This is a genomic window from Pseudomonas nicosulfuronedens, assembly GCF_005877905.1.
In the GTDB taxonomy this organism is placed as follows: Bacteria; Pseudomonadota; Gammaproteobacteria; order Pseudomonadales; family Pseudomonadaceae; genus Pseudomonas; species Pseudomonas nicosulfuronedens.
In genome coordinates this window covers 28,697-47,606 of record NZ_SWDV01000048.1, presented here as the reverse complement: position 1 = coordinate 47,606, position 18,910 = coordinate 28,697, and the positions used below count along the sequence as shown (strand labels likewise).

16 protein-coding genes and 2 pseudogenes are annotated in these 18,910 nt (G+C 64.4%); 2 read left to right on the top strand and 16 right to left on the bottom strand.

All coding sequences use genetic code 11. The features are described 5' to 3' along the window. Positions 1-4 precede the first annotated feature (4 nt). The 12 genes from FAS41_RS27440 to FAS41_RS27385 form a co-directional block, all read right to left on the bottom strand. A complete protein-coding gene (locus FAS41_RS27440) occupies positions 5-1,258 on the bottom strand; it encodes an acetyl-CoA hydrolase/transferase family protein (protein ID WP_138526490.1) in 1,254 nt (417 codons plus the stop codon). A gap of 102 nt (positions 1,259-1,360) precedes the next feature. Beyond that, positions 1,361-2,497 carry a CaiB/BaiF CoA transferase family protein gene (locus FAS41_RS27435; RefSeq protein WP_138526489.1) on the bottom strand — a complete coding sequence of 379 codons (1,137 nt, stop codon included), beginning with the start codon at positions 2,495-2,497 and terminating at the stop codon, positions 1,361-1,363. 7 nt (positions 2,498-2,504) lie between these two features. After that, positions 2,505-3,503, bottom strand: coding sequence for an NAD(P)H-dependent flavin oxidoreductase (locus tag FAS41_RS27430; protein WP_138526488.1), 999 nt, complete (start codon positions 3,501-3,503; stop codon positions 2,505-2,507). Beyond that, positions 3,496-3,993 carry a PaaI family thioesterase gene (locus FAS41_RS27425; protein ID WP_138526487.1) on the bottom strand — a complete coding sequence of 166 codons (498 nt, stop codon included), beginning with the start codon at positions 3,991-3,993 and terminating at the stop codon, positions 3,496-3,498. Before FAS41_RS27425 ends, FAS41_RS27430 begins: the two co-directional genes overlap by 8 nt. After that, complete coding sequence (locus FAS41_RS27420) at positions 3,986-4,963, bottom strand: NAD(P)H-dependent flavin oxidoreductase (protein WP_138526486.1); 978 nt, start codon at positions 4,961-4,963, stop codon at positions 3,986-3,988. Before FAS41_RS27420 ends, FAS41_RS27425 begins: the two co-directional genes overlap by 8 nt. A gap of 124 nt (positions 4,964-5,087) precedes the next feature. Beyond that, complete coding sequence (locus FAS41_RS27415; protein ID WP_138526485.1) at positions 5,088-6,479, bottom strand: acyl-CoA reductase; 1,392 nt, start codon at positions 6,477-6,479, stop codon at positions 5,088-5,090. 4 nt (positions 6,480-6,483) lie between these two features. Then, a complete protein-coding gene (locus FAS41_RS27410) occupies positions 6,484-7,833 on the bottom strand; it encodes a hypothetical protein (RefSeq protein WP_138526484.1) in 1,350 nt (449 codons plus the stop codon). A gap of 95 nt (positions 7,834-7,928) precedes the next feature. After that, positions 7,929-8,663 carry a helix-turn-helix domain-containing protein gene (locus FAS41_RS27405; RefSeq protein WP_138526483.1) on the bottom strand — a complete coding sequence of 245 codons (735 nt, stop codon included), beginning with the start codon at positions 8,661-8,663 and terminating at the stop codon, positions 7,929-7,931. Between the two features lie 129 nt (positions 8,664-8,792). Then, positions 8,793-9,239: a PaaI family thioesterase gene (locus tag FAS41_RS27400; protein WP_138526482.1), complete on the bottom strand. Its 447-nt coding sequence runs from the start codon at positions 9,237-9,239 to the stop codon at positions 8,793-8,795. 18 nt (positions 9,240-9,257) lie between these two features. Beyond that, entirely contained in the window at positions 9,258-10,034 is a 777-nt protein-coding gene (locus tag FAS41_RS27395; RefSeq protein WP_138526481.1) for an enoyl-CoA hydratase, read from the bottom strand. Between the two features lie 58 nt (positions 10,035-10,092). Then, positions 10,093-11,733, bottom strand: coding sequence for an electron transfer flavoprotein-ubiquinone oxidoreductase (locus tag FAS41_RS27390; RefSeq protein WP_138526498.1), 1,641 nt, complete (start codon positions 11,731-11,733; stop codon positions 10,093-10,095). Between the two features lie 53 nt (positions 11,734-11,786). After that, positions 11,787-13,367, bottom strand: a complete 1,581-nt coding sequence (locus tag FAS41_RS27385) for an MFS transporter (protein ID WP_171049564.1) — start codon at positions 13,365-13,367, stop codon at positions 11,787-11,789. A 189-nt stretch (positions 13,368-13,556) separates the two neighbouring features. On the opposite strand from FAS41_RS27385, the gene FAS41_RS27380 reads away from it, so the two are divergent. Both FAS41_RS27380 and FAS41_RS27375 read left to right on the top strand, forming a co-directional pair. Continuing rightward, the gene (locus tag FAS41_RS27380; protein WP_138526479.1) at positions 13,557-14,354 is read left to right on the top strand and encodes a crotonase/enoyl-CoA hydratase family protein; all 798 of its coding nucleotides are present in this window, start codon (positions 13,557-13,559) and stop codon (positions 14,352-14,354) included. Between the two features lie 20 nt (positions 14,355-14,374). Continuing rightward, a complete protein-coding gene (locus FAS41_RS27375) occupies positions 14,375-15,610 on the top strand; it encodes a CaiB/BaiF CoA transferase family protein (protein WP_138526478.1) in 1,236 nt (411 codons plus the stop codon). 39 nt (positions 15,611-15,649) lie between these two features. On the opposite strand, the gene FAS41_RS27370 is transcribed toward FAS41_RS27375, so the two are convergent. The 4 genes and pseudogenes from FAS41_RS27370 to FAS41_RS31540 form a co-directional block, all read right to left on the bottom strand. Continuing rightward, positions 15,650-16,426: a DUF2889 domain-containing protein gene (locus FAS41_RS27370; protein WP_138526477.1), complete on the bottom strand. Its 777-nt coding sequence runs from the start codon at positions 16,424-16,426 to the stop codon at positions 15,650-15,652. Next, positions 16,423-17,058, bottom strand: coding sequence for an EthD domain-containing protein (locus tag FAS41_RS27365; protein WP_138526476.1), 636 nt, complete (start codon positions 17,056-17,058; stop codon positions 16,423-16,425). Before FAS41_RS27365 ends, FAS41_RS27370 begins: the two co-directional genes overlap by 4 nt. Positions 17,059-17,078: 20 nt before the next feature. Beyond that, positions 17,079-17,672, bottom strand: a pseudogene (locus FAS41_RS31545) (methyl-accepting chemotaxis protein); the annotation flags it as partial. Positions 17,673-17,933: 261 nt separating this feature from the next. After that, a pseudogene (locus tag FAS41_RS31540) lies at positions 17,934-18,779 on the bottom strand (Tar ligand binding domain-containing protein); the annotation flags it as partial. Between the last annotated feature and the right edge of the window lie 131 nt (positions 18,780-18,910).

The window sequence follows — 18,910 nt, the reverse complement described above, 5'->3', positions numbered from 1 at the left end:
CGGCTCAGAGGCTGGCGGCGTCACGTTCCAGCTGTTCGCGGAACTGGGGGTGGGCGATGTCGATCATGCGGCGGACCCGCTGGCGCAGGCTCAGACCGCGAAGATCGGCGATGCCGTATTCGCTGACAATCAGGCCCGCGTCGCAGCGGGGGGTGCTGACCGGCCCGCTCAGGCGGGCGACGATCCGGCTGTTGGGCCCGGCGGTCGAGGGCAGGGCGATGATCGGCAGGCCGCCATGGGAGCGCCGCGCGCCGCGCAGGAAGTCGACCGCACCGCCCAGGGCGCCTACGTAGTTGCCGGCGGCGGTCTCCGCATTGATCTGACCGCTAAGGTCCACCTCGATAGCCGAGTTGATCGCCACCAGGCGGTCCTGCCCGGCGAGAATCTCCGGGTTGTGCGTGTAGTCGGTCGAGCGCATGTGGATCTGCGGGTTGCGGTGTGCGAAGCGATGCAGCGCACGGCTGCCCATCAGCACGCCGGCGACGGTCAGGCCTGTGTCCAGCGTTTTGCGCGAATTGGTGATGACACCCTGGCGAATGAGATCGGCGACGCCGTCGCCGATAGTTCCGGAATGGATGCCGAGCTCGCGGTGGCCTTCAAGTGCCTGGACCACGGCTTCGGGAATCGCACCTATGCCGAGCTGCAGGGTCGAGCCGTCCTCGATCAGGCCGGCGACGCGCTCGGCGATCGAGCGCTCCATCGGACCGGGCTGGAGCAGTGGGCTTTCCAGGGGCGCGCGGTCGCTATGCAGGATCGCGTCAAGGTCGTCCTCGTATAGGTAACGTTCGCCATAGGTCCAGGGGCAGGCCTGATTCACCTCGGCGATGACCACGCGGGCCGTCTCCAGGGCGGGTAGCAGGTATTCGTGGGCCAGACCCAGGCTGTAGCGACCCTGTTCGTCCGCCGGGGCGAGCTGGAGCAGCAGCACGTCTACGCGCAGCAAGCCGCTGCGGATCATTTGCGGGAATTCGGAGTAGTGGCAGGGCAATATGTCCAGCGCTCCGGCCTTGGCCAGTTGCCGGTTGGCGCCGCTTCCACAGTAGGAAAGGAAGTCGATTTTGTCCGCATGCTCGGGCCGACAGCTATCGCTGTTGGGGATGCCGAGCAGGACGCGTATGCGCCCCAGATCGTGACGCTGCTCCATTAGGGCTTTGGTTAGCGGCAGGGGTTCCGCATTGGCCTGGCCCCAGAGCACGGTATCGCCGGGGCGGATCAGCGAGGTCAGGTCCAGCGTTTCTTGCGACAAGAGCTTGGCCATGATTTCGTTCTTAATTGTGAACGGCGTTCATATTATAGTTGTGGCCTGGCGCTGCCAAGTAGCCTTGGCGAGAAAGTCTCGGTTGGGCGATGTGTTGGCGCTTTAGTTCGTGCCGACGACCGCGCCGCTTCGGTACAAGGCAGCGCGGGCATGTTCGTCGAAGCCCAGTTCGGCGAGGAGAACATCGTTGTGTTCGCCCAGCCGAGCGGAGCGCAGGTCGGGCCTGGCCGGCTCGTTGCGGAATTTCAGCGCCCCCGCGTAATGCAGGGCGCCCTGAGCGTCCTCGGTCAGCATCTGCCGGGCTTCGCTCTGCGGGTGGCGCAGTGCATGTGGCAGGTCGAGCACGGGGGCCGCGCTGACCTGCCGCGCCTCCAGCCAAGCCAGCCAATGCTGCCGGGTATCGCTGGCGAAGGTGCTGGCGAGGAAGTCGCGCAGTTCCTGTTGAGCCTGACCGCCAGGCCCTTGTGCGGCGGGAATGAGATCTGCTCGTCCCAGTGGTGTCAGTAGTTGCTGGCAGAAGCGTGGCTCGCGGCCTCCCAGGCATAGCCACTCGCCGTCGGCGCAGCGATAGGCGGACAGCATGGCCAGTTCATCACGATGAGAGGCGCCATTGGATGTGAGTGCGTGGCGAATGGCGTAGGGGCGAGCGTTGAGCAGGCAGTCGTGCATGGCGATGTCGAGGTAGTCACCGATGCCGCTGTCCCGCACGCGCAGCAGCGCCATCAGCACGGCAGCCAGTCCGGTTAGTGACCCTAGCAACGCCGAGACCGGCGCGCCGCCGGTTACCGGGGTGCCATCGCGCTCCCTGGGCAGGGTGCCTCCCAGTGCCTGGACGACGCTGTCGTGCCCCGCTAGTTCGCGTAAGGGGCCGGTCTGGCCGAAGGCGCTCAGTGAGCAGTAGACCAGACGGGGATTCAGGGCCCTTAGTGCTTCGTAGCCTAGGCCGAGGCGCTCAGCCACGCCCGGGCGGAACGATTCGACTAGCACATCAGCGCGGGCCGCCAGGCTCAAGGCCACCTGCAGGCCTTCGGGGCGCTTCAGGTCCAAGCACAGGCTCTGCTTGCCGCGGTTGCAGGCCGCGTAGAAATCCTCGGGGCTCTCCGGGTCGTGGCGGGTAGGATCGCCAGCTGGCGGCTCCACCTTGATCACCCGGGCGCCATGGTCCGCTAGCACCGAGGTCAGCGTCGGGCCCGGCATGAACTGGGAAAAATCCACAACCTGCAGGCCCGAGAGTTTCATGGGGAGCCTAGACGCAGCTTCGCAGCTGGCTGAGGCGCTGCAGGGCGCGCTGGGCGTCGTCGAGCATTTCGTCGAAGATCGCCTCGACCGGTTTGATGGCGTCCGCGAAGGCCACCGCCGGTCCGTAATCGAGCATTCCCAGCGAGCTGTCACCGGTCTGGTAGGCCTGGGTTGCCAGCGCGCCGATCACATGCGGCTTGTACTGTTCGAATTCGCTCGCACCGGAAGCATCCAAGGCGGCGACAGCCTTGGCACTGTCGTTGTTCAGCACGCGGTGATGGTCGCGCAGCCCGGTCTTGACCACCACGCTTTCGGTACCGTCACCCTGCACCACTTGTTCCTTGTAGTCCCTATGAATCGACAGCTCCTCGCACACCAGCATACGAGAGCCCATCAGGACAGCGTCCGCACCCATTGCCATGGTCGCCGCCAGTTGCCGACCGGTGCCGATGCCGCCGCCGATGACTATCGGCAAGGTAATCTCGCTGGGTGCCAGGGCTGCCTGCACCATGCTGCTGATGCCATAGATGCCGGGGTGCCCACCGCAGTCGTTGCCAACCACAATGACCGCATCCACGCCCAGGCGCGCGGCCGAGCGCGCATAACGTACTGCCGGAACCTTGTGCAGGACCTTTATGCCAGCGTCGCGCAGGACCGGAATAACTGAATCCGGACTGGCTCCCGCTGTTTCGACGCAATGCACACCCTCTTCGGTAAGGATTTCCAGCTGCCGTTGCAGCCGCTCGGCGCCGCCGGCCTGTCGAGAAATGTACAGATTAACGCCGAAGCCCTTGCCCGCGGTGAGTTGACGGCAGCGGCGCAGTTGTTCGCGGAACTCGTCCGGATCGGGGAAGCCGGCGGCGACGATGAAGCCCATGCCTCCGGCGTTTACGACGGCCGCGACGTAGTCGGCGTCGGATACGCGGGGGCCCATACCGCCGCAGAGTATGGGGTGGCGGATGCCGAGCAGCTCGGTGATCCTGGTCTTGAACAGTGCTTCACGCATGGGGGATTTCCAGCTCTTCTTCGATCAGTTCTCCTTGGCGGGCGTCCGGGGTGCCGCTGGAAAGAACCGGGTGGGGATGCCGCGCTTTGTAGAATGTGCCTCGTCCGCTGGCCAGCAGGGTGCCTTCGGCGTCGTGTATGAACGCCTCTGCGCTGCAGATTCGGCCACCCTGGTGCAGTAGGTGACCGGTAACGCGAAGCTCACCCAGGCTGGCGGCTCGGTGGAAGTCGGTATGTAGGTTGATGGTACTGACGCCATGGCCCGTGGCGGCGAGTACCGCATAACCGCAGCCGGCGTCGATCAGGCTGCTGATCACGCCGCCATGCACGCGATTCAGTGCCTGCGTACCGATGAACTCCGCGCGCCCGGGTACGCGCAACACGATCTCCTGCTCGCTCAAGCGCTCCACGCTCAGTTGCAGCCAACTGTTGAACGGGTTAGCCGCCACCACGGCCCGCAGTTGCTCCAGAGTCGGCGCGATCTCAGCCATCGATCAGGCTCGGCAGGCGGGAAGTGAGAATCTCTCGGGCCTGGCGCATGATGCCGTCGATCAGTTCGGCGCAGCTGGGCACGTCATTGATCAGGCCCACCACCATGCCCACCGGGAAGGCGCCGCCTTCCAGTTCGCCAGTCTCGAACGCCTTCATCCATTGGGCGGCGCCGGTCAGGTTCTGCAACTGCTCATGGCTGGCGCCGGTGGTCTTCTCTAGGTCAACGGCGGCACTGCTAACTTTGTTGCGCAGCACGCGCGAGGAGTCGCCCAAGCTGCGGCCGACCAAAAGCGTGTCGCGCTCGCTGGCGGCGAGTAGGTGCTGCTTGATCGCCGGATGTGCGGGCGATTCTTGGGTCAGCATGAAGCGGGTGCCCATGTTCACTCCTTCGGCGCCCAACGCGAGGGCGGCGATTAGGCCGCGACCGTCCGCGAACCCGCCGGACGCGAGGATCGGGATGTCCAGCTTGGCCGCGGCCGCTGGAATCAGGATCAGACCGGGTATGTCTTCTTCGCCGGGATGGCCGGCGCATTCGAAGCCATCGATGCTGACAGCATCGGCGCCTAGGCTCTGCGCCTTGAGCGCATGGCGCACGGCCACGCATTTGTGGATCACCGAGACACCGGCTTCCTTGAACAGGCCAATGTACTTCGCAGGATTGCTGCCGGCAGTTTCGACGAAGCGGACTCCGCTTTCGCAGATCGCCTTGACGTAGCCGTCATAGTCGAAGCCGCTGGCATTAGGTAACACCGTCAGGTTGACGCCGAATGGTTGGTCGCTGAGCGCGCGAACATGGTCGATCTCGCGTCGCAGGTCGTCGGCGCTGGGCTGGGTGTGCGCCGAGAGAAAGCCGATACCGCCAGCGTTTCCAACAGCTGCGACCAGTGGGGCGCGGGCGACCCAGCGCATGCCGCCCTGGACGATCGGGTGACGGATTCCGAAGAGGCGGGTGATACGGTTCTGCAACATTCAGGGCTCCTGAGTCGAAGGCTCGAGGCACTTGTCCGTAATGGCCGGAAAGCGGACAGGGGGTAACCTCTCGATGGACTGAGAGGTTATATAAATGAACGATGTTCAAATATCAATATGACTGTCAGTCTTCGCCTTCGTCGGAGACCCAGCGCATGAACCGGTGAATGGGGTAGGACGCGTCATGTGGCATGCCGCCGAAGCCGCCAATGCCGTTGACCGCGCCCAGGGTGACGATGCGCTGCACGCCGGCGCTGGCTAGAGAGTTGCGCACTTCCGCGCGCCGTTGCGCCGGCCAAATTCCGACCGTTTGGGTGGCCACGGTGGCGAAACGGCAAGCGTCGAGAAGACTGGCCACCGGCACGACATTGACGGTCTTGCCGTTGGGGTGGAAGTCCACGGGTTCCTCCGAGCGCACCACCAGCCCTTTGCCGTCATAGCTGCCGAACACCCGGTAGACGGGTTCGAGCAACTCCAGTGACTCGACCTCTTCACGGATGTCCTTCGGCGTCGGCGCTCCCTGGCCGTTGCCGTAGCGCACGTCGTTCTGCAACGCTTGGGCTAGGAACTGGCAGTACAGGTCCACCGATTCGCTGTCGCCCTCGACGAACTGGTAGCGCGAGGCGTTGCAGGCGTCCTGGTTGAATGACAGCACATCGGCCGCTGCACGCGCCGCCACTTCGCGCAGAGTGGCCTCGTCGGAGAATGCCTCGCGACCGACCATGGACATGGACACCTTGGGGTCGAAGGACACCAGGTCGAAGCCCGGGCCGATGTAGCGCTGGGCGTGGCGGACCGCCGATTCGCCGCCCCAGACCACCAGTTTGTCGAAGTACTGCGCACGGTAGAGAATTGACTCGACGGCTGCGTCGCCGCCACGCCAGTACACTGCGGAGAAGGAACGGGTGACAGGGTGTTCCGGGTCCAGTTCGGCCATGGTGCGAAGGATGGCGGTGGCGGTGTAGAGGTCGTTCGAGGGCATCTTCAGCAGATGCACGCCCTTGGTCAGGGCGCCGCGGATGACCGTCATGGCGGCGACCATGGGCGAGTTGCCAGCCAGCACGTGGACAAGGCGTGGTGGGTAAGCGCGGCGTCGGTTTTTCTGGCCATGCAGGTCCAGCGCCTGCCAGCCGTCGACTACCTCCTTGCTGCCCAGGTTGCACTGGAGCTCCGCTTCCAGCACCGAGCGCTGGAACATGTGGCGCAGGTCGCGATAGCAGTTCTCTAGGACGCGCGGACCAAGCTCGCTGACCTGCGCCATGTCATCCAAGGCTTGGCGCAGATAGGGGTTGTTGTCGAGGTCGAGGCGCTCGCCGACCGCCACCAGGAAATCAATTATCTGGTCGATGGGCAGGTTGGCCGCCGGCGGTTCGCTGCCGCGTGGCCAGATCAGTTGGTCGAGATCCAGTGTCGGTGTGCTGAAGCTCTGGCCGCGATCACGCGATGCATGCTCGACGGCGGCCGCGTCTAAAAGCCGGCCCTGGATCATATGGGGTACGAGAAGGGTCTGGGTCATGGTGTTATACCTCGATCATGCCGCGCACATAGGAGTTCATGGTCCCGGCGCAGGACAGCTTGTCGTCCCCCTCGGGCAGGTCGGCGTAACGGGCGACTGACTTCACCACCGGCACCTTGAGACCGTGGCCGGGGGAAAAGTCGACCACCACCTTGTCGCCGGTGATCAGGCCGCCCCAGCGTCCGTCGATCAGGGGATCGAAGAAGGCGAAGCGGCCCTCCACCACGCCTTTGCCATCAGCGGGGTTGAGCAGCTTTTCGCCGCTCTTGTCGAGGATCAGGGGAACCACCCACGGCGGCAGCATGAAACCCTTAACTTCGTAGTTCCAAGGACAGGTACCTGACATCTCGGTCATACCGTAGGTGTCGACGAAGTTCTCATCGGCGATGCCAAAGAAGCTGCGGATCTGCTCGCGGTGATCCTCGGGCAGGCTCACACCCTTGAGGCCGCCGCCGAGAGTGATGAGGGTGTCGGGGTGGAACTGTCCGGGCTTAACGCCCTGGTCGCGCAGCGCCTGTACCAGGCCGTAGAGGGTGGACCACAGGCACTGTATGTAGATGGGTTCGTGACGGGCGGCGTAGACCTTGCCAGCGAGGTCGGCCATGGCCTGCTGCATCTTCTGTTGGCGCTCCAGTCCCTGGCGCTGGAACTGCTCGATGTCGCTGGGCTTAGCGGTGCCGTCAGCTATGGCTCGGCGCATGCTGCCCATGTACATAGAGTCAGCGGCGAGCACGGGCTCGTCGGAGAGGTAGTGGACGTTGCCGGGCTCGCCGATCACTTGGGTCAGCATGCTGACCATGTCGATCATGCGGTGACTGCCATATCGCGGGAACAGCACGAACTGCTTGCGCCGGGCGCCGCGCAGCATGGGATTGCCGGCTCGGATGCTATTCACCCCGGCACTGTGGCTCAAAGGCATGTCGTCGCGGGTGTGGTTCATAAAGGTGCACTTGCCGGACGTGCCGCTGGAACTGAAGACCATGTGGCCGTGCTCGCGCAGGCGCAGCATCCACTGGTCGACGTTCTCCACTCCGTCAGTGGGAACCTTCACCGGTTGGGCGGAGAGGGTTTGCAGCCAGAGATTCATGTGATCCCAGCGGCCCTTCTCGATGAAGCTTTCCGGGTAGCTCTTGTAGGTTTGGTCGGCGAAGAGCAGGGGGATGGCGTCGGCCAGGTGGCTGAGGGTGTCGGTACCTGTGTCGACTGCGCGCTTGTCGAGCACGCGAATCTGCTGGCGCTTTTCGGCGAAACGCTGACGCAGGACTTCCAGGTGCAGTTCGGCCAGATTGTCCGGTGCCGAGCCGTGTGGATCGTCGCTGTCGATCAGAGCGGACAGGGTTTGCAACGCGTTCATCTTTCAGTCTCCTGGTGATTCGGCCGAAGCCGAGTCTTGTTGTTGTTGGTTAACCAGTTACCTGAATTTATTGAACGCCGTTCAGAACGTCAAGGCTATTTCGTTGCCTCCCAGGAGCGGCGCTGCTCCATTTGTTCCAGCAGGTCGCCCAGTGCATGGGAAAGCAAGGAGCGCATCGCTTCCGGCTGGGCGTTGATGACCTGGTATTCCAGCGACATGTCCCCCGCCACGTGTTCGTCCAGCAGGGCGTGCCCGGTTGCGCTCAGGCGGATGATGCTGCCGCGCCCCGGCGAGGCAGCGCGGCGCTCGACTAATCCCAGAGACTCGAGGCGCTCCAGGCGCTTGGTCATGCCGGGCAACGTGATCCAGAACTCGTCGCGCAATTGTTTTGGGGTGCTCTCGTAAGGCGCGCCCTTTCTGCGCAATGCGCCCAGCACCACCAGCTCGCCGCCGTGCAGGTCGTGGCGTTGGGCAACTTCATCGAGACCCTGGCGAATGAACTGGGCGGCGCGCAAGATCCTGGCGGCGAGGATGAAAACGTTCGGTCGGCTGCTTGGCCACTCTCGCTGCCAGGAGTGCTCGGTGCTGGCCAACAGGTCGTGTGCTTCGGGCTCGCTCGGCGATTCCAGGGCTTCCGCGGAGGGGACTAGGCCGAGTTTCAGGCCGAGGGCGGAAGCGGCCGACTCGAGTGTCGACAGCTGGACTTCGCCGCCGTTTTCCAAACGGGCGATCTGCGGCTGATGCAGGTTGCAGCGTTGGGCAAGTTCGCGTTGTGAGAGTTTAAGCGCGCGGCGTCGTTCGCGCAGTTGTATGCGGATATCCGGGGTCATGAGCAATTTCGCTCCTTATTTATATAATCTATACGTTATAAAATGGAGCGCTGCAGATCAATATCAATTCGTCCCGGCAAAAAAAGAGGCGCCTTCCCTGGCGCCTCTGGAGTGGGGAAACGAGCCGGTTCAGGGCGCGTCGCCCGCCGATCGATTAACGAACTTGAAGGTGCCGCTGGCGGTGGCGATCAGGCGTCCTTCGGCATCCAGCAGTTCACCGTCGCAGAAAGCCAGGCTCTTGCTGGCGTGGCGCAGCTTGCCGCGTGCGGCGAGTCGCCCGCCGATGCCGCCACCGGGGCGAAGGAAGTTGCTCTTCATTTCCACGGTGACGCAGAAGCCTCCGTCCTTGCTGGAATTGCGTGCCGCCGCGGCCATAGCCATGTCCAGCAGGGTCATCATTAGGCCGCCATGGGCCTGTTCGCCGCCGTTGAGGTGCTTGCGTTGCAGTTCGACTACCAAGGTTGGCGAGTCCGGGTGGGGCTCCACCAATACGTCCAGGTGGTCGAGAAAGGGCACTTCGATACGGTAGTCCGCATAGCGGATGGCTTTGCCGGGCGTGGGCGAATTCGTCGACATGGTGGGCTCCGTCGAAGTTCAGCGATGTATGAACTGCGGGGGGCGCTTCTCCACGAACGCGGCAAGCCCTTCGCTCTGGTCTTCGGTACCGAAGGTGATGTAGGCCATACGCCGCTCGTAGAGCACGCCTTCGCTAAGGCCGCTTTCGAACGCACGGTTCACGCACTCCTTGGCCAGAGCCACCACTGGCTGAGAGAAGCCAGCGACGCGGCTCGCGAGGGTTACCGCCTCCTGGACGAGGTCGGCAAGCGGCACGATACGGCTGACCAGCCCGCAGCGCTCCGCTTCCTCGGCGAACATCGGGCGGCCGCTGAGGATCATTTCCATGGCCTTGGATTTCCCGACGGCGCGGGTCAGGCGCTGGGTGCCGCCGGCCCCCGGAATGGTCGCCAGGGTGATTTCTGGGAGGGCGAAGCGGGCGTTCTCGGCGGCGAGGATGATGTCGCACATCATCGCCAGCTCGCAGCCACCGCCCAGCGCCAGGCCGCTGACGGCGGCGATCACCGGCTTACGGCAGCGCGAGGCGCGCTCCCAGTTGGCGGTAATGAACTGTCGCTTGAAGACATCCATCATGCCCCATTCGCGCATCATCTTGATGTCGGCGCCGGCGGCGAAGGCCTTGTCGCTGCCTGCCAGGACGATGGCGCCGATGCTGTCGTCAGCCTCCAGAGCGTCCAGGGCTGCCGTCAGTTCATCCATCAACTGGTCGTTGAGGGCGTTGTAGGCCTCTGGGCGGTTGAGCCGGACCAAGCCGACGTTGTCGTGCTTTTCGAGAATCAGAGTTTCGAAAGTCATGTGCCACGCTCCTAACGGGGCGCCAGGGGCGCCCAGGTCGATTACAGGTTGGGCTGTTTTACATGTTGGGATAGTTGGGCCCGCCGGTGCCCTCGGGGGCTACCCAGGTGATGTTCTGGGCCGGGTCCTTGATGTCGCAGGTCTTGCAGTGCACGCAGTTCTGGGCGTTGATCTGGAAGCGCTTGCTGCCGTCGTCGTTGCTCACCACTTCGTACACGCCGGCCGGGCAGTAACGCTGCGCGGGCTCGTCGTAGAGCGGCAGGTTCTTGCCAACCGGGATGCTCGGGTCAGCCAGCTTCAGGTGGATCGGCTGGTCTTCCTCGTGGTTGGTGTTGGACAGGAACACCGAGGAGAGCTTGTCGAAGCTGAGTTTGCCGTCCGGCTTCGGATAGTCGATCTTCGGCGCTTCGCTGGCCTTCTTCAGGGTCGCGTAGTCCGGCGTCGTATCGTGCAGGGTGAACGGAAGCTTGCCGCCGAAGATGTTCTGGTCGATGAAGTTGAACGCACCGCCGCCGATGGCGCCGAACTTGTGCATCGCCGGGCCGAAGTTGCGGCTGGCGAACAGTTCGTCGTACAGCCAGCTACCCTTGAAGGCCTCGACGTAGTTGGTCAGCTCGTCGCCGCCTTCACGGCCGGCGAACAGGGCTTCGGCCACCGAGTCGGCGGCCAGCATGCCGGACTTCATGGCGGTGTGGCTGCCCTTGATCTTGGCGAAGTTCAGGGTACCCAGGTCGCAACCGATCAGCGCGCCGCCGGGGAAGACCATCTTCGGCAGCGAGTTCAGGCCGCCCTTGCAGATGGCGCGAGCGCCGTAGGCCACGCGCTTGCCGCCCTCCAAGTACTGCTTGATCACCGGGTGGTGCTTGTAGCGCTGGAATTCGTCGAACGGCGACAGGTGCGGGTTGGTGTAGGACAGGTCGATGATCAGGCCCACGACGACCTGGTTGTTCTCCAGGTGATAGAGGAAGGAGCCGCCCGGGTTGTCGTCGTTCAGCGGCCAGCCGGCGGTGTGCACCACCAGGCCCTGCTCGTGCTTGGACGGATCGATGTCCCAGATTTCCTTGATGCCGATGCCGTAGTGCTGGGCGTCGGCTTCGCTGTCGAGCTTGTACTTCTTGATCAGCTGTTTGCCGATGTGGCCACGGCAGCCTTCGGCGAACAGGGTGTACTTGGCGCGCAGTTCCATGCCGGGGGTGTAGTAACCCTCTTTCGGATTGCCTTCGCGGTCGACACCCAGGTCACCGGTGACAATGCCGCGCACCACGCCATTCTCGTCGATCAGCGCTTCCTGGGCGGCGAAGCCCGGGTATATCTCGACGCCCAGGCCTTCGGCCTGCTGGGCCAGCCAGCGGCACAGGTTGCCCAGGGAGATGATGTAGTTGCCTTCGTTGTGCATGGTCTTGGGCACGAAGAAGTTCGGCACCTTGGCCGCTGCTTCCGGGCTCTTCAGCACATAGATGTCGTCGCGCTTGACGGGGGTGTTGAGCGGCGCTTCGAGTTCCTTCCAGTTGGGGAACAGCTCGTTCAGCGCGCGGGGCTCGAACACGGCGCCCGAGAGGATGTGGGCGCCCACTTCGGAACCCTTCTCGACCACACAGACGCTGATTTCCTGATCGGCGTCGGCGGCCTTCTGTTTCAGTCGGCATGCGGCGGACAGACCGGCAGGGCCCGCGCCGACGATGACGACGTCGAATTCCATGTACTCACGATCAGACAACGATTAACTCCTTCGCCACGGCTGGGCGGCGTTCATCAGGGGGTGGCGGTGAGAGGGGCGACGACCAGAAAATGCGAGATCGTCGGGCTCGTCCCCGGTTGCAGGAAGCGCCGCAAGTCATTTTCCTGGTCACGGTCGGCCAGGGTGCTGCGCCCTCGCTGGCGCAGGTATTCGCCCCAGGACGCGACGATGAAGCGTTCGCTGAATTGGTCCGGATGGGACAGGTCGCGGTACAGCAGCCAATGGCTGGCGCCGTCGCGGCGGCGGGTCCGGCCCAGATCGTGGATGTCGCGACAGAAGGCGTCCCGGTATTCGTTGGCGACCTGATAGATGATCTGCACGGCGACCGGTCCCTCAAGCGCGTCGGGTTCCTGGGCCAGCGGCAGTTCGCCCCAGTGCGCGGAAGGCGTGACCTCCGCCTCGTTGCCCATGCGCAACGGATAGCGACGAGTGACGAGTAGGCCGAGGAGGATGAGGCCGGCCGACAGGGTCAGTGTCCAGGAGACGCCGAGCCGATTAGCTACCGCGCCCCACAGGATGCCCCCTACTGCCATGGACCCCTGGAAGCTGAGCATGAAGATCGCCAGCGCGCGAGCGCGTACCCAGGCTGGAAGGGTGGTCTGGAAGGCGGCGCTGGTGGTCGAGTTGAAGCTGATCCAGGCGGCGCCGCCGAGTACCAGCGACGGGCTGATCAGGTGGACATTGGGTGCCCAGGCCGCGGTCAGCATGGCAGCTACGAAGATCAGGTTGGCCGCCGTCGCCAGGTGCGCGTAGCTGCGAATACGCGGGCGCAGGCGATTGAGCAGCAGGCCGCCCAGTACGGCGCCAGCCCCCAGGCTGCCCAGCAGTAGCCCGTAGCCGTTATGCGCGACCAGGGGGAGCAGTGCCCAGAGTCCGCTGGCGCAGCTGATGAAAGTCAACGTACGGAACAACTGCCCGTGCAGCTGGCGCGCGTGGCGAACGTAACGTATGCCGCCGCGCATGGCTGCAAGCAGGGGTTCCGGAGTGGGCGGCGACAACGTGGCGGGCCGGTATAGAAAGACAAAGATGAACAGAACGAGCAACAGCAGAACGATATTCAGGGCGAATACCCAGTTGATCCCGCTTGCGGCAATGACCGCGCCGGCGAGGGCCGGCCCAACGGCGCGAGCGGCGTTGTAGGCGATACCGTTGAGGTTGATCGCCGCGCCCAACGCGGCGCGAGGCACCGCGTCGGAGGTGGAAGCCTGCCAGGCGGGCACGCTGATCGCGCTACCGGTGCCCAGCAAAAAGGTCAGCGTCAACAGGCTCCAGGGCCCCAGAAGGGAGCTCAGCTGCATCAGATACAGCGCCAAGGTGGCAGCCAGCATAAAGGCGTGGGTGAGGATCAGCATGCGCCGGCGATCGAGCAAGTCGGCATAGACGCCGGCCGGCAAGCCGAACAGAAAGGCGGGGAGGGCAATGGCAGTCTGCACCAGCGCCACCATCAGCGGCGCTGGGTCGAATTTCACCATGAGCCAGGCTGCGGCGACGTTCTGCATCCACACACAGATGTTCGCTGTGAGCGCCGCGCACCATACCGCGCGGAACAGCGGATAGCCCAGCGGCGGCAGGCTGGTGGGCGGTTCCCGTGTCAAGGTAGTCTGTCCACCGGACGGCATCTGGCTGATCCCTTGGCGCTATCGCCTATTGTCAATTTTATGAACGGCGTTTAGCATTTTGAATATGCCCTGTGGGGCTGTCAATCGGCTTCTCGGCCCGCCACCAGCGTCGGGCGAGTAGGCCTACCGTCGAGCGATGCTCGCGATGCCAAGGGGAGTTGCAGAATGACCGATACCCGCGATTCGGATGGACAAGTCAGCACCCGCCAGGAAGGGCAGATCCTGCTGATCTGCATCGACCGCCCGGAAAAGCGCAACGGCTTCACGCCGAAGATGTTCGAGGAACTGGCCAAGGCCTTCACCCACCTGGAGGAGTCGCCCGACCTGTTCTGCGGCCTGCTCTACGCCGCCGGCGAGCATTTCACCGCAGGGCTCGACATGCCGAAGATCGCGCCGCTGCGGCAGGCCGGCCTGCCGCTGTTCCCGGCCAGCGAGGCGGACCCCTTCAACCTGCGCGAGCCACTGCGCAAGAAGCCGGTGGTGATCGCCCTCAAGGGGATCTGCTTCACCGTGGCGGTGGAGCTGATGCTGGCATCGGACATCGCCATCGCCGCGGACAACTGCCGCTTCTCCCAACTGGAGGTCAAGCGCGGCATCATGGCCGGCTGTGGGGCTACCATCCGCATGGTCGAGCGCGCCGGCTGGGGCAACGCCATGAAGATCCTGCTCACCGGCGACGAGTTCAGTGCCGCCGAGGCTTACCATATGAACTTCGTCCAGGAAGTCGTGCCGGCAGGCAGTGAGTTCGACAAGGCCATGGAATACGCGCTGAAGATCGCTGCCCAGGCGCCGCTGGCGGTCCAGGCCACTCGCGAAAACGCGCGCCTGTCCCTGGGGCAGGGGTGGCTTGCGGCGTACTCGAAAATCCAGGCGACGCAGAAATTCCTCTACAACACCGAGGACGCCAAGGAAGGGGTGCAGTCCTTCATCGAGAAGCGCGCCGCGCGCTTTGTCGGGCGTTGAGCCCGGGAGACGACAACAAGATGGCTAAAGGCCCACTCAGCAACATCCGTGTTCTCGACATGAGTCGAATTCTCGCCGGCCCCTGGGCCGCGCAAATGCTCGCCGACCTGGGCGCCGAGGTGATCAAGGTGGAGCGCCCGGGTAAGGGCGACGACTCTCGCCAGTTCGGCCCGCCGTTCCTCAAGGATGCCGAAGGACGCAACACCCGCGAGTCCTCCTTTTACATCAGTACCAACCGAAACAAGAAGTCCATCACCTGCGACATCGCCAAGGCTGAAGGGCAGGCGCTAATCCGCAGCCTGGTGGCGCAGTGCGATGTCTTGCTGGAGAACTACAAGGTCGGCGACCTGCAGCGCTATGGGCTCGACTACGCGAGCCTGCGTGAGGTCAACCCGCGCCTGGTCTACTGCTCGCTCACCGGCTTCGGCCAGACCGGCCCGTATTCCCCACGGCCCGGCTATGACTCGATCTTCCAGGCGATGGGCGGACTGATGAGCATCACCGGCCTTCCGGACGACGTGCCGGGGGGCGGCCCAATGAAGACCGGCCCGAGCCTGGCCGATATCCTGGCCGGACAGTACGCCGCTTACGCCATTCAGGCAGCGCTCTATGCGCGCGACGTCAACGGGGCGCCCGGCCAGCATATCGACGTGGCCTTGCTGGACGCGCTGATTGCATCGACCTCGCACTATGCCAGCCAGTACCTAGTGTCCGGCGACGTGCCAGTGCGCCGGGGTACCGAGGGCAACGGCGGCATGCCTTCGCGGATGTTCCAGTGCGCCGACGGTGGCATCATGATCGTCGCTGGCAACAACGAACAGTACGCCCGTTTCTGTGCCGTGCTCGGCCATCCCGAGCTGGCCACCGACGAGCGCTTCGCCGAGATCGCCCTGCGGGTGGTCAACCGCCGCGCCCTTGGCGAAGTCTTCGAACCCCTGGTGGCTTCCTGGAAGCTGCACGACCTGTTGGAAGCGCTCGACGCGGCAGGGGTACCCGCCGGGCCGATCAACGACATGCAGCAGGTCTTCGCCGATCCGCACGTCCAGGCTCGAGGCATGTGCGTCGAAAGCAGCCACCCGCTGGCGGCCGACGGCAAGGTCAGGCTGGTGGCCAACCCGGTGAAGTTCTCGGCGACACCTATCAGTGACTACAAGGCGCCGCCGGTGCAGGGCGAACACACCGAAGGGGTGCTAGGCGAACTCCTGGGCATGGACGCGTCGGCGGTCCAGGCCTTGCGCGAGCGGGGCGTCGTATAACAACCCGAAGGCTTCGGGGAGCCTGGCTCCCCGACGTCGTCACTGACGGAACAGCAGCAGTTCGTCCGGAACCTGGGTGAAGTCCCGGGTGTTGCCGATGCGTGGCGTCGCGCGGGGTGCCACCTCTGGCTGGAACGCGTGGCAGGCACCGCGCAGCGCTCGCGCGGGCTCGCGGCGCCCCGCGCGCATCTGATTGACATCGAAGCGCCGCGCCGTAGCGATCAGCGCGCAGATCTGTACGATGTATGCGGCTTCCAGCAGGTCCCCCGACAGTGTCTGTGCTGCCCAGCGGGAGAAACCTTCGCGGATGGATTGCCCGCTGTATTCGACGGGGGCGACTAGCACGCCGTCCCCGCAGGCCCAGAAGAGCAGGGGCCGTTCATCCAGCTCTACTTTCAAAACGCTGATGCCCGCACGAGCGTCTCCCACCTCCACGTCATATTGGCGCGCGCCATGGCCTCGGCAGGCGTGGCTCACGGCGAGCCAGAGCAGATCGTGCAGGTGCGTGCAGTGCAGGCGCGGATTAGCGTGGGCGCGGAAGCGCTGGCGATCGCCATCGATCGGAATGCCGACGAACTTCCGTAGCAGGGCAGGGGCCTCTGGGCAGGCGTCGGTGGGGGCGCGCAGGCTCTCGCCGGTGACCGCGGTGAGGCGCCCACCCGAATGTTCGATCTGCAGGCGGAAGGCGTGGTAGTCATCCTCCATCTCAGCGCGTACGGCGTTGGCGCTGCCATGCAGGCGTATCCGGCGGCGGAAGCAGCCGTTGCCGTAGTTGGGATTCAGCTCGACCTGAGGGAATTCGTCTGCCTCGATCATCCGCCATTACCTCCTGATACCTGTGTTGCGCCATGTAGCCAATCGGTGCAGACCTGCACCTCGAAGGCTGCGATGAAGGCGTCGACATCTCGCTGGATCACGCCGGCGTTTTCCGGCGTGTCAAACAGGCGCTCGGCGAGGTCTTGGGCCGAGGCGAAATACTGAAACGCGAACCCGGCGTAGATCGGGGGAAAGTCGCCTGAAGCGCGGACCAGTGCCTGCACCCAGTTGCGCTCGTAGCGCTGGCAACCGACATGGATGCGCTTGGCCAGGGGCACATGCTCATCCCACCGCTGACGTGTCTGGGCCGAGGTCAGGTCGGCGCGGGCCCGCCAGCAGGTGACCAGTTTCCTGCCGTTCGGTCCGGTGTCGGCGGGCAGCGTCGGGGAGTCCTTCTCCACGCATTCCTCCACCAGATAACTCGCCAGGGTCGCCTGGTCGGCGAATTGGCGATACAGAACATCGAGTACCTTCGGCGAGTCGCCCGCCTGCTCCAGGAGAAGATCGTAGCCGGCGTCCCGCCGCTCGAGTGGCTGGCTGACCCTGCAGCCTTCGGCCAGGCACCACTGCAACGAGCGAGGCAGGGCGGGCGCCTCGGGGTTGTGCCACTTCAACGTGGTGATGAACTTCATGCTGCGATCCCCTCGTTAGCTCATATGCGGAACTGTCCCACCGCTTCCCGGAGCCGCTGGGCGAGCTGGCTGAGGTCGGTGGAGAGTTCGGAGGTTTCCTCGGCCGCTATGCGGTTGGTTTCGCTCATGTGGGCCACGGACTCGATACGTTGCGCCATATCTTGGGTCGCCGCGCTCTGTTGGCCGATCGAGGTGGCGATCAGGCCCACTGCATCGGCGACCTGCAGGGACGAGGCGCGAATGGCGCTCATCCGCTCGGAGGCCTGATCAGAAAGGGACTTGCCGGTGCCGACCTGCGCGCTGACGCTGTGCATGCCGCTCATGGCATCTCGCGCCGCGCTCTGCATTGCCTGCACCATGCCGGCGATTTCCTCCGAGGAGCCGCTGGTGCGCGCCGCCAGTTGCCGGACCTCGTCGGCCACTACGGCAAAGCCGCGTCCCTGCTCGCCGGCGCGGGCTGCTTCGATTGCGGCGTTGAGCGCCAGCAGGTTGGTCTGCTCGGCGACATCCTTGATCACCTGCATGACCAGGGAGATCCGGTTTGAGTGCTGGCCCAGCGCTTCGATCAGACTCTCCGCGCCCTGCACGGTGGACGATATGGCGTCCATCTCGTCGTTGCTGCGGGCGATGATGTGGGTTCCCTGAGCTGCGGTGTCGCCGGCATCCTGCGCGCGTTGCCGAGCGTCATCGGTGTTGGTGCTGATATGGCCGATGCTGACGCTCATCTGTTCGATGGCGGCGGCGATCGCCGTTGCGGACTCACTCTGCCCAGCGGACGAGTCGCGCACTCGCTGCGAGGCCTGGCGCGCGTGCTCGGCCATTTCCCCGAGCTGCTCGGCGTTGCCCAGCACATCGCGCATGGACTGCTGCAGTTTCTCCAGCAGGCTATTGAATGCCGCGGTGGTCTGGCTGGCCTCGTCGCGCCCGCTTACTCTGGCGCGTAGCGTGAAGTCGTTATCGCGGGCAACGGCCACGATGGTCTCACGCATCCCTCGCAGCGCGCCGACGATTCCACGGGCGATCATCCAGGCGGAAATCAGCAGGCCGCCGAGGGCGACGCAGAAGATCGAGACGATCAGAGTCAGTGCCCGCTGCTGCTGGGCGAAGCCTTGCTGCCTGGCTTCGAGCGCGGCGGTCTTGTTCAGCTCAATCAGCCGATCAAGTTCTCGGGCCAGGTTGTTGATCGCGCCCTGGGAGGTCTGGTCGAGGCCGACGATCTGACTCATGCCCTGGCGCAAAGGCGCCCATTCCCGGATTTGTCGAAGCTGCCCCAGCACCGCGTTGATTTGTCCATTGGTGTCCTGGAAGTTGGCCCATTCCTGTTGGACCTTCTGCCATGCGGCTTCCTCTTGCTCGCCCTTGGGCAGCGCCGAGTAACTGTCGAAGGCCGACTGCGCTAGCGCCTCGGCATGCTGCTTGTCCTGCGCTACCGATTCGTAGAAGCCTCGCGCCTCTTCCAGGATCGGCCCCTTGTCGTCGACGCTCTCGAACTGGTCGAGGTTCCAGGCGATCATCTCGCGGGTGGCGTTCACCGTTGTCAGCTGGCCGAGGCGAAGGCTCAGCAACTGCTCCACTGCAGGAGCCCGCTGGTTGCTGATGAGCTCCAGTTGGTCGCCCAGTTGCTGGACGCCATACCAGCCGCTCGCGCCCACCAGCAACAACATCAGGGAAGAGAACAGGGCGATGATGGCCAGCTTGGCCTTGATCGAAAATGAACGCATGAGAAGAGTGCCTGTGGTCGGCGGCCCGGAGCGAGCCGAGCCTAGGAAGGCCTGGGTGACGTTCGCTGCGGGGAATCGACGCCCAGGGCTGCGTGAGCGCTGTTAGCGGCGCTCGGCAGGGCATTCATCGT

Excerpts from the sequence above, each read along its gene's own strand:
- FAS41_RS27410 (WP_138526484.1), bottom strand. The coding sequence starts at position 7,833 with ATGAACGCGTTGCAAACCCTGTCCGCTCTGATCGACAGCGACGATCCA.
- FAS41_RS27430 (WP_138526488.1), bottom strand. The coding sequence starts at position 3,503 with ATGCGTGAAGCACTGTTCAAGACCAGGATCACCGAGCTGCTCGGCATC.
- FAS41_RS27415 (WP_138526485.1), bottom strand. The coding sequence starts at position 6,479 with ATGACCCAGACCCTTCTCGTACCCCATATGATCCAGGGCCGGCTTTTA.
- FAS41_RS27390 (WP_138526498.1), bottom strand. The coding sequence starts at position 11,733 with ATGGAATTCGACGTCGTCATCGTCGGCGCGGGCCCTGCCGGTCTGTCC.
- FAS41_RS27400 (WP_138526482.1), bottom strand. The coding sequence starts at position 9,239 with ATGTCGACGAATTCGCCCACGCCCGGCAAAGCCATCCGCTATGCGGAC.
- FAS41_RS27395 (WP_138526481.1), bottom strand. The coding sequence starts at position 10,034 with ATGACTTTCGAAACTCTGATTCTCGAAAAGCACGACAACGTCGGCTTG.
- FAS41_RS27435 (WP_138526489.1), bottom strand. The coding sequence starts at position 2,497 with ATGAAACTCTCGGGCCTGCAGGTTGTGGATTTTTCCCAGTTCATGCCG.
- FAS41_RS27370 (WP_138526477.1), bottom strand. The coding sequence starts at position 16,426 with ATGATCGAGGCAGACGAATTCCCTCAGGTCGAGCTGAATCCCAACTAC.
- FAS41_RS27365 (WP_138526476.1), bottom strand. The coding sequence starts at position 17,058 with ATGAAGTTCATCACCACGTTGAAGTGGCACAACCCCGAGGCGCCCGCC.
- FAS41_RS27420 (WP_138526486.1), bottom strand. The coding sequence starts at position 4,963 with ATGTTGCAGAACCGTATCACCCGCCTCTTCGGAATCCGTCACCCGATC.
- FAS41_RS27375 (WP_138526478.1), top strand. The coding sequence starts at position 14,375 with ATGGCTAAAGGCCCACTCAGCAACATCCGTGTTCTCGACATGAGTCGA.
- FAS41_RS27405 (WP_138526483.1), bottom strand. The coding sequence starts at position 8,663 with ATGACCCCGGATATCCGCATACAACTGCGCGAACGACGCCGCGCGCTT.
- FAS41_RS27440 (WP_138526490.1), bottom strand. The coding sequence starts at position 1,258 with ATGGCCAAGCTCTTGTCGCAAGAAACGCTGGACCTGACCTCGCTGATC.
- FAS41_RS27425 (WP_138526487.1), bottom strand. The coding sequence starts at position 3,993 with ATGGCTGAGATCGCGCCGACTCTGGAGCAACTGCGGGCCGTGGTGGCG.
- FAS41_RS27380 (WP_138526479.1), top strand. The coding sequence starts at position 13,557 with ATGACCGATACCCGCGATTCGGATGGACAAGTCAGCACCCGCCAGGAA.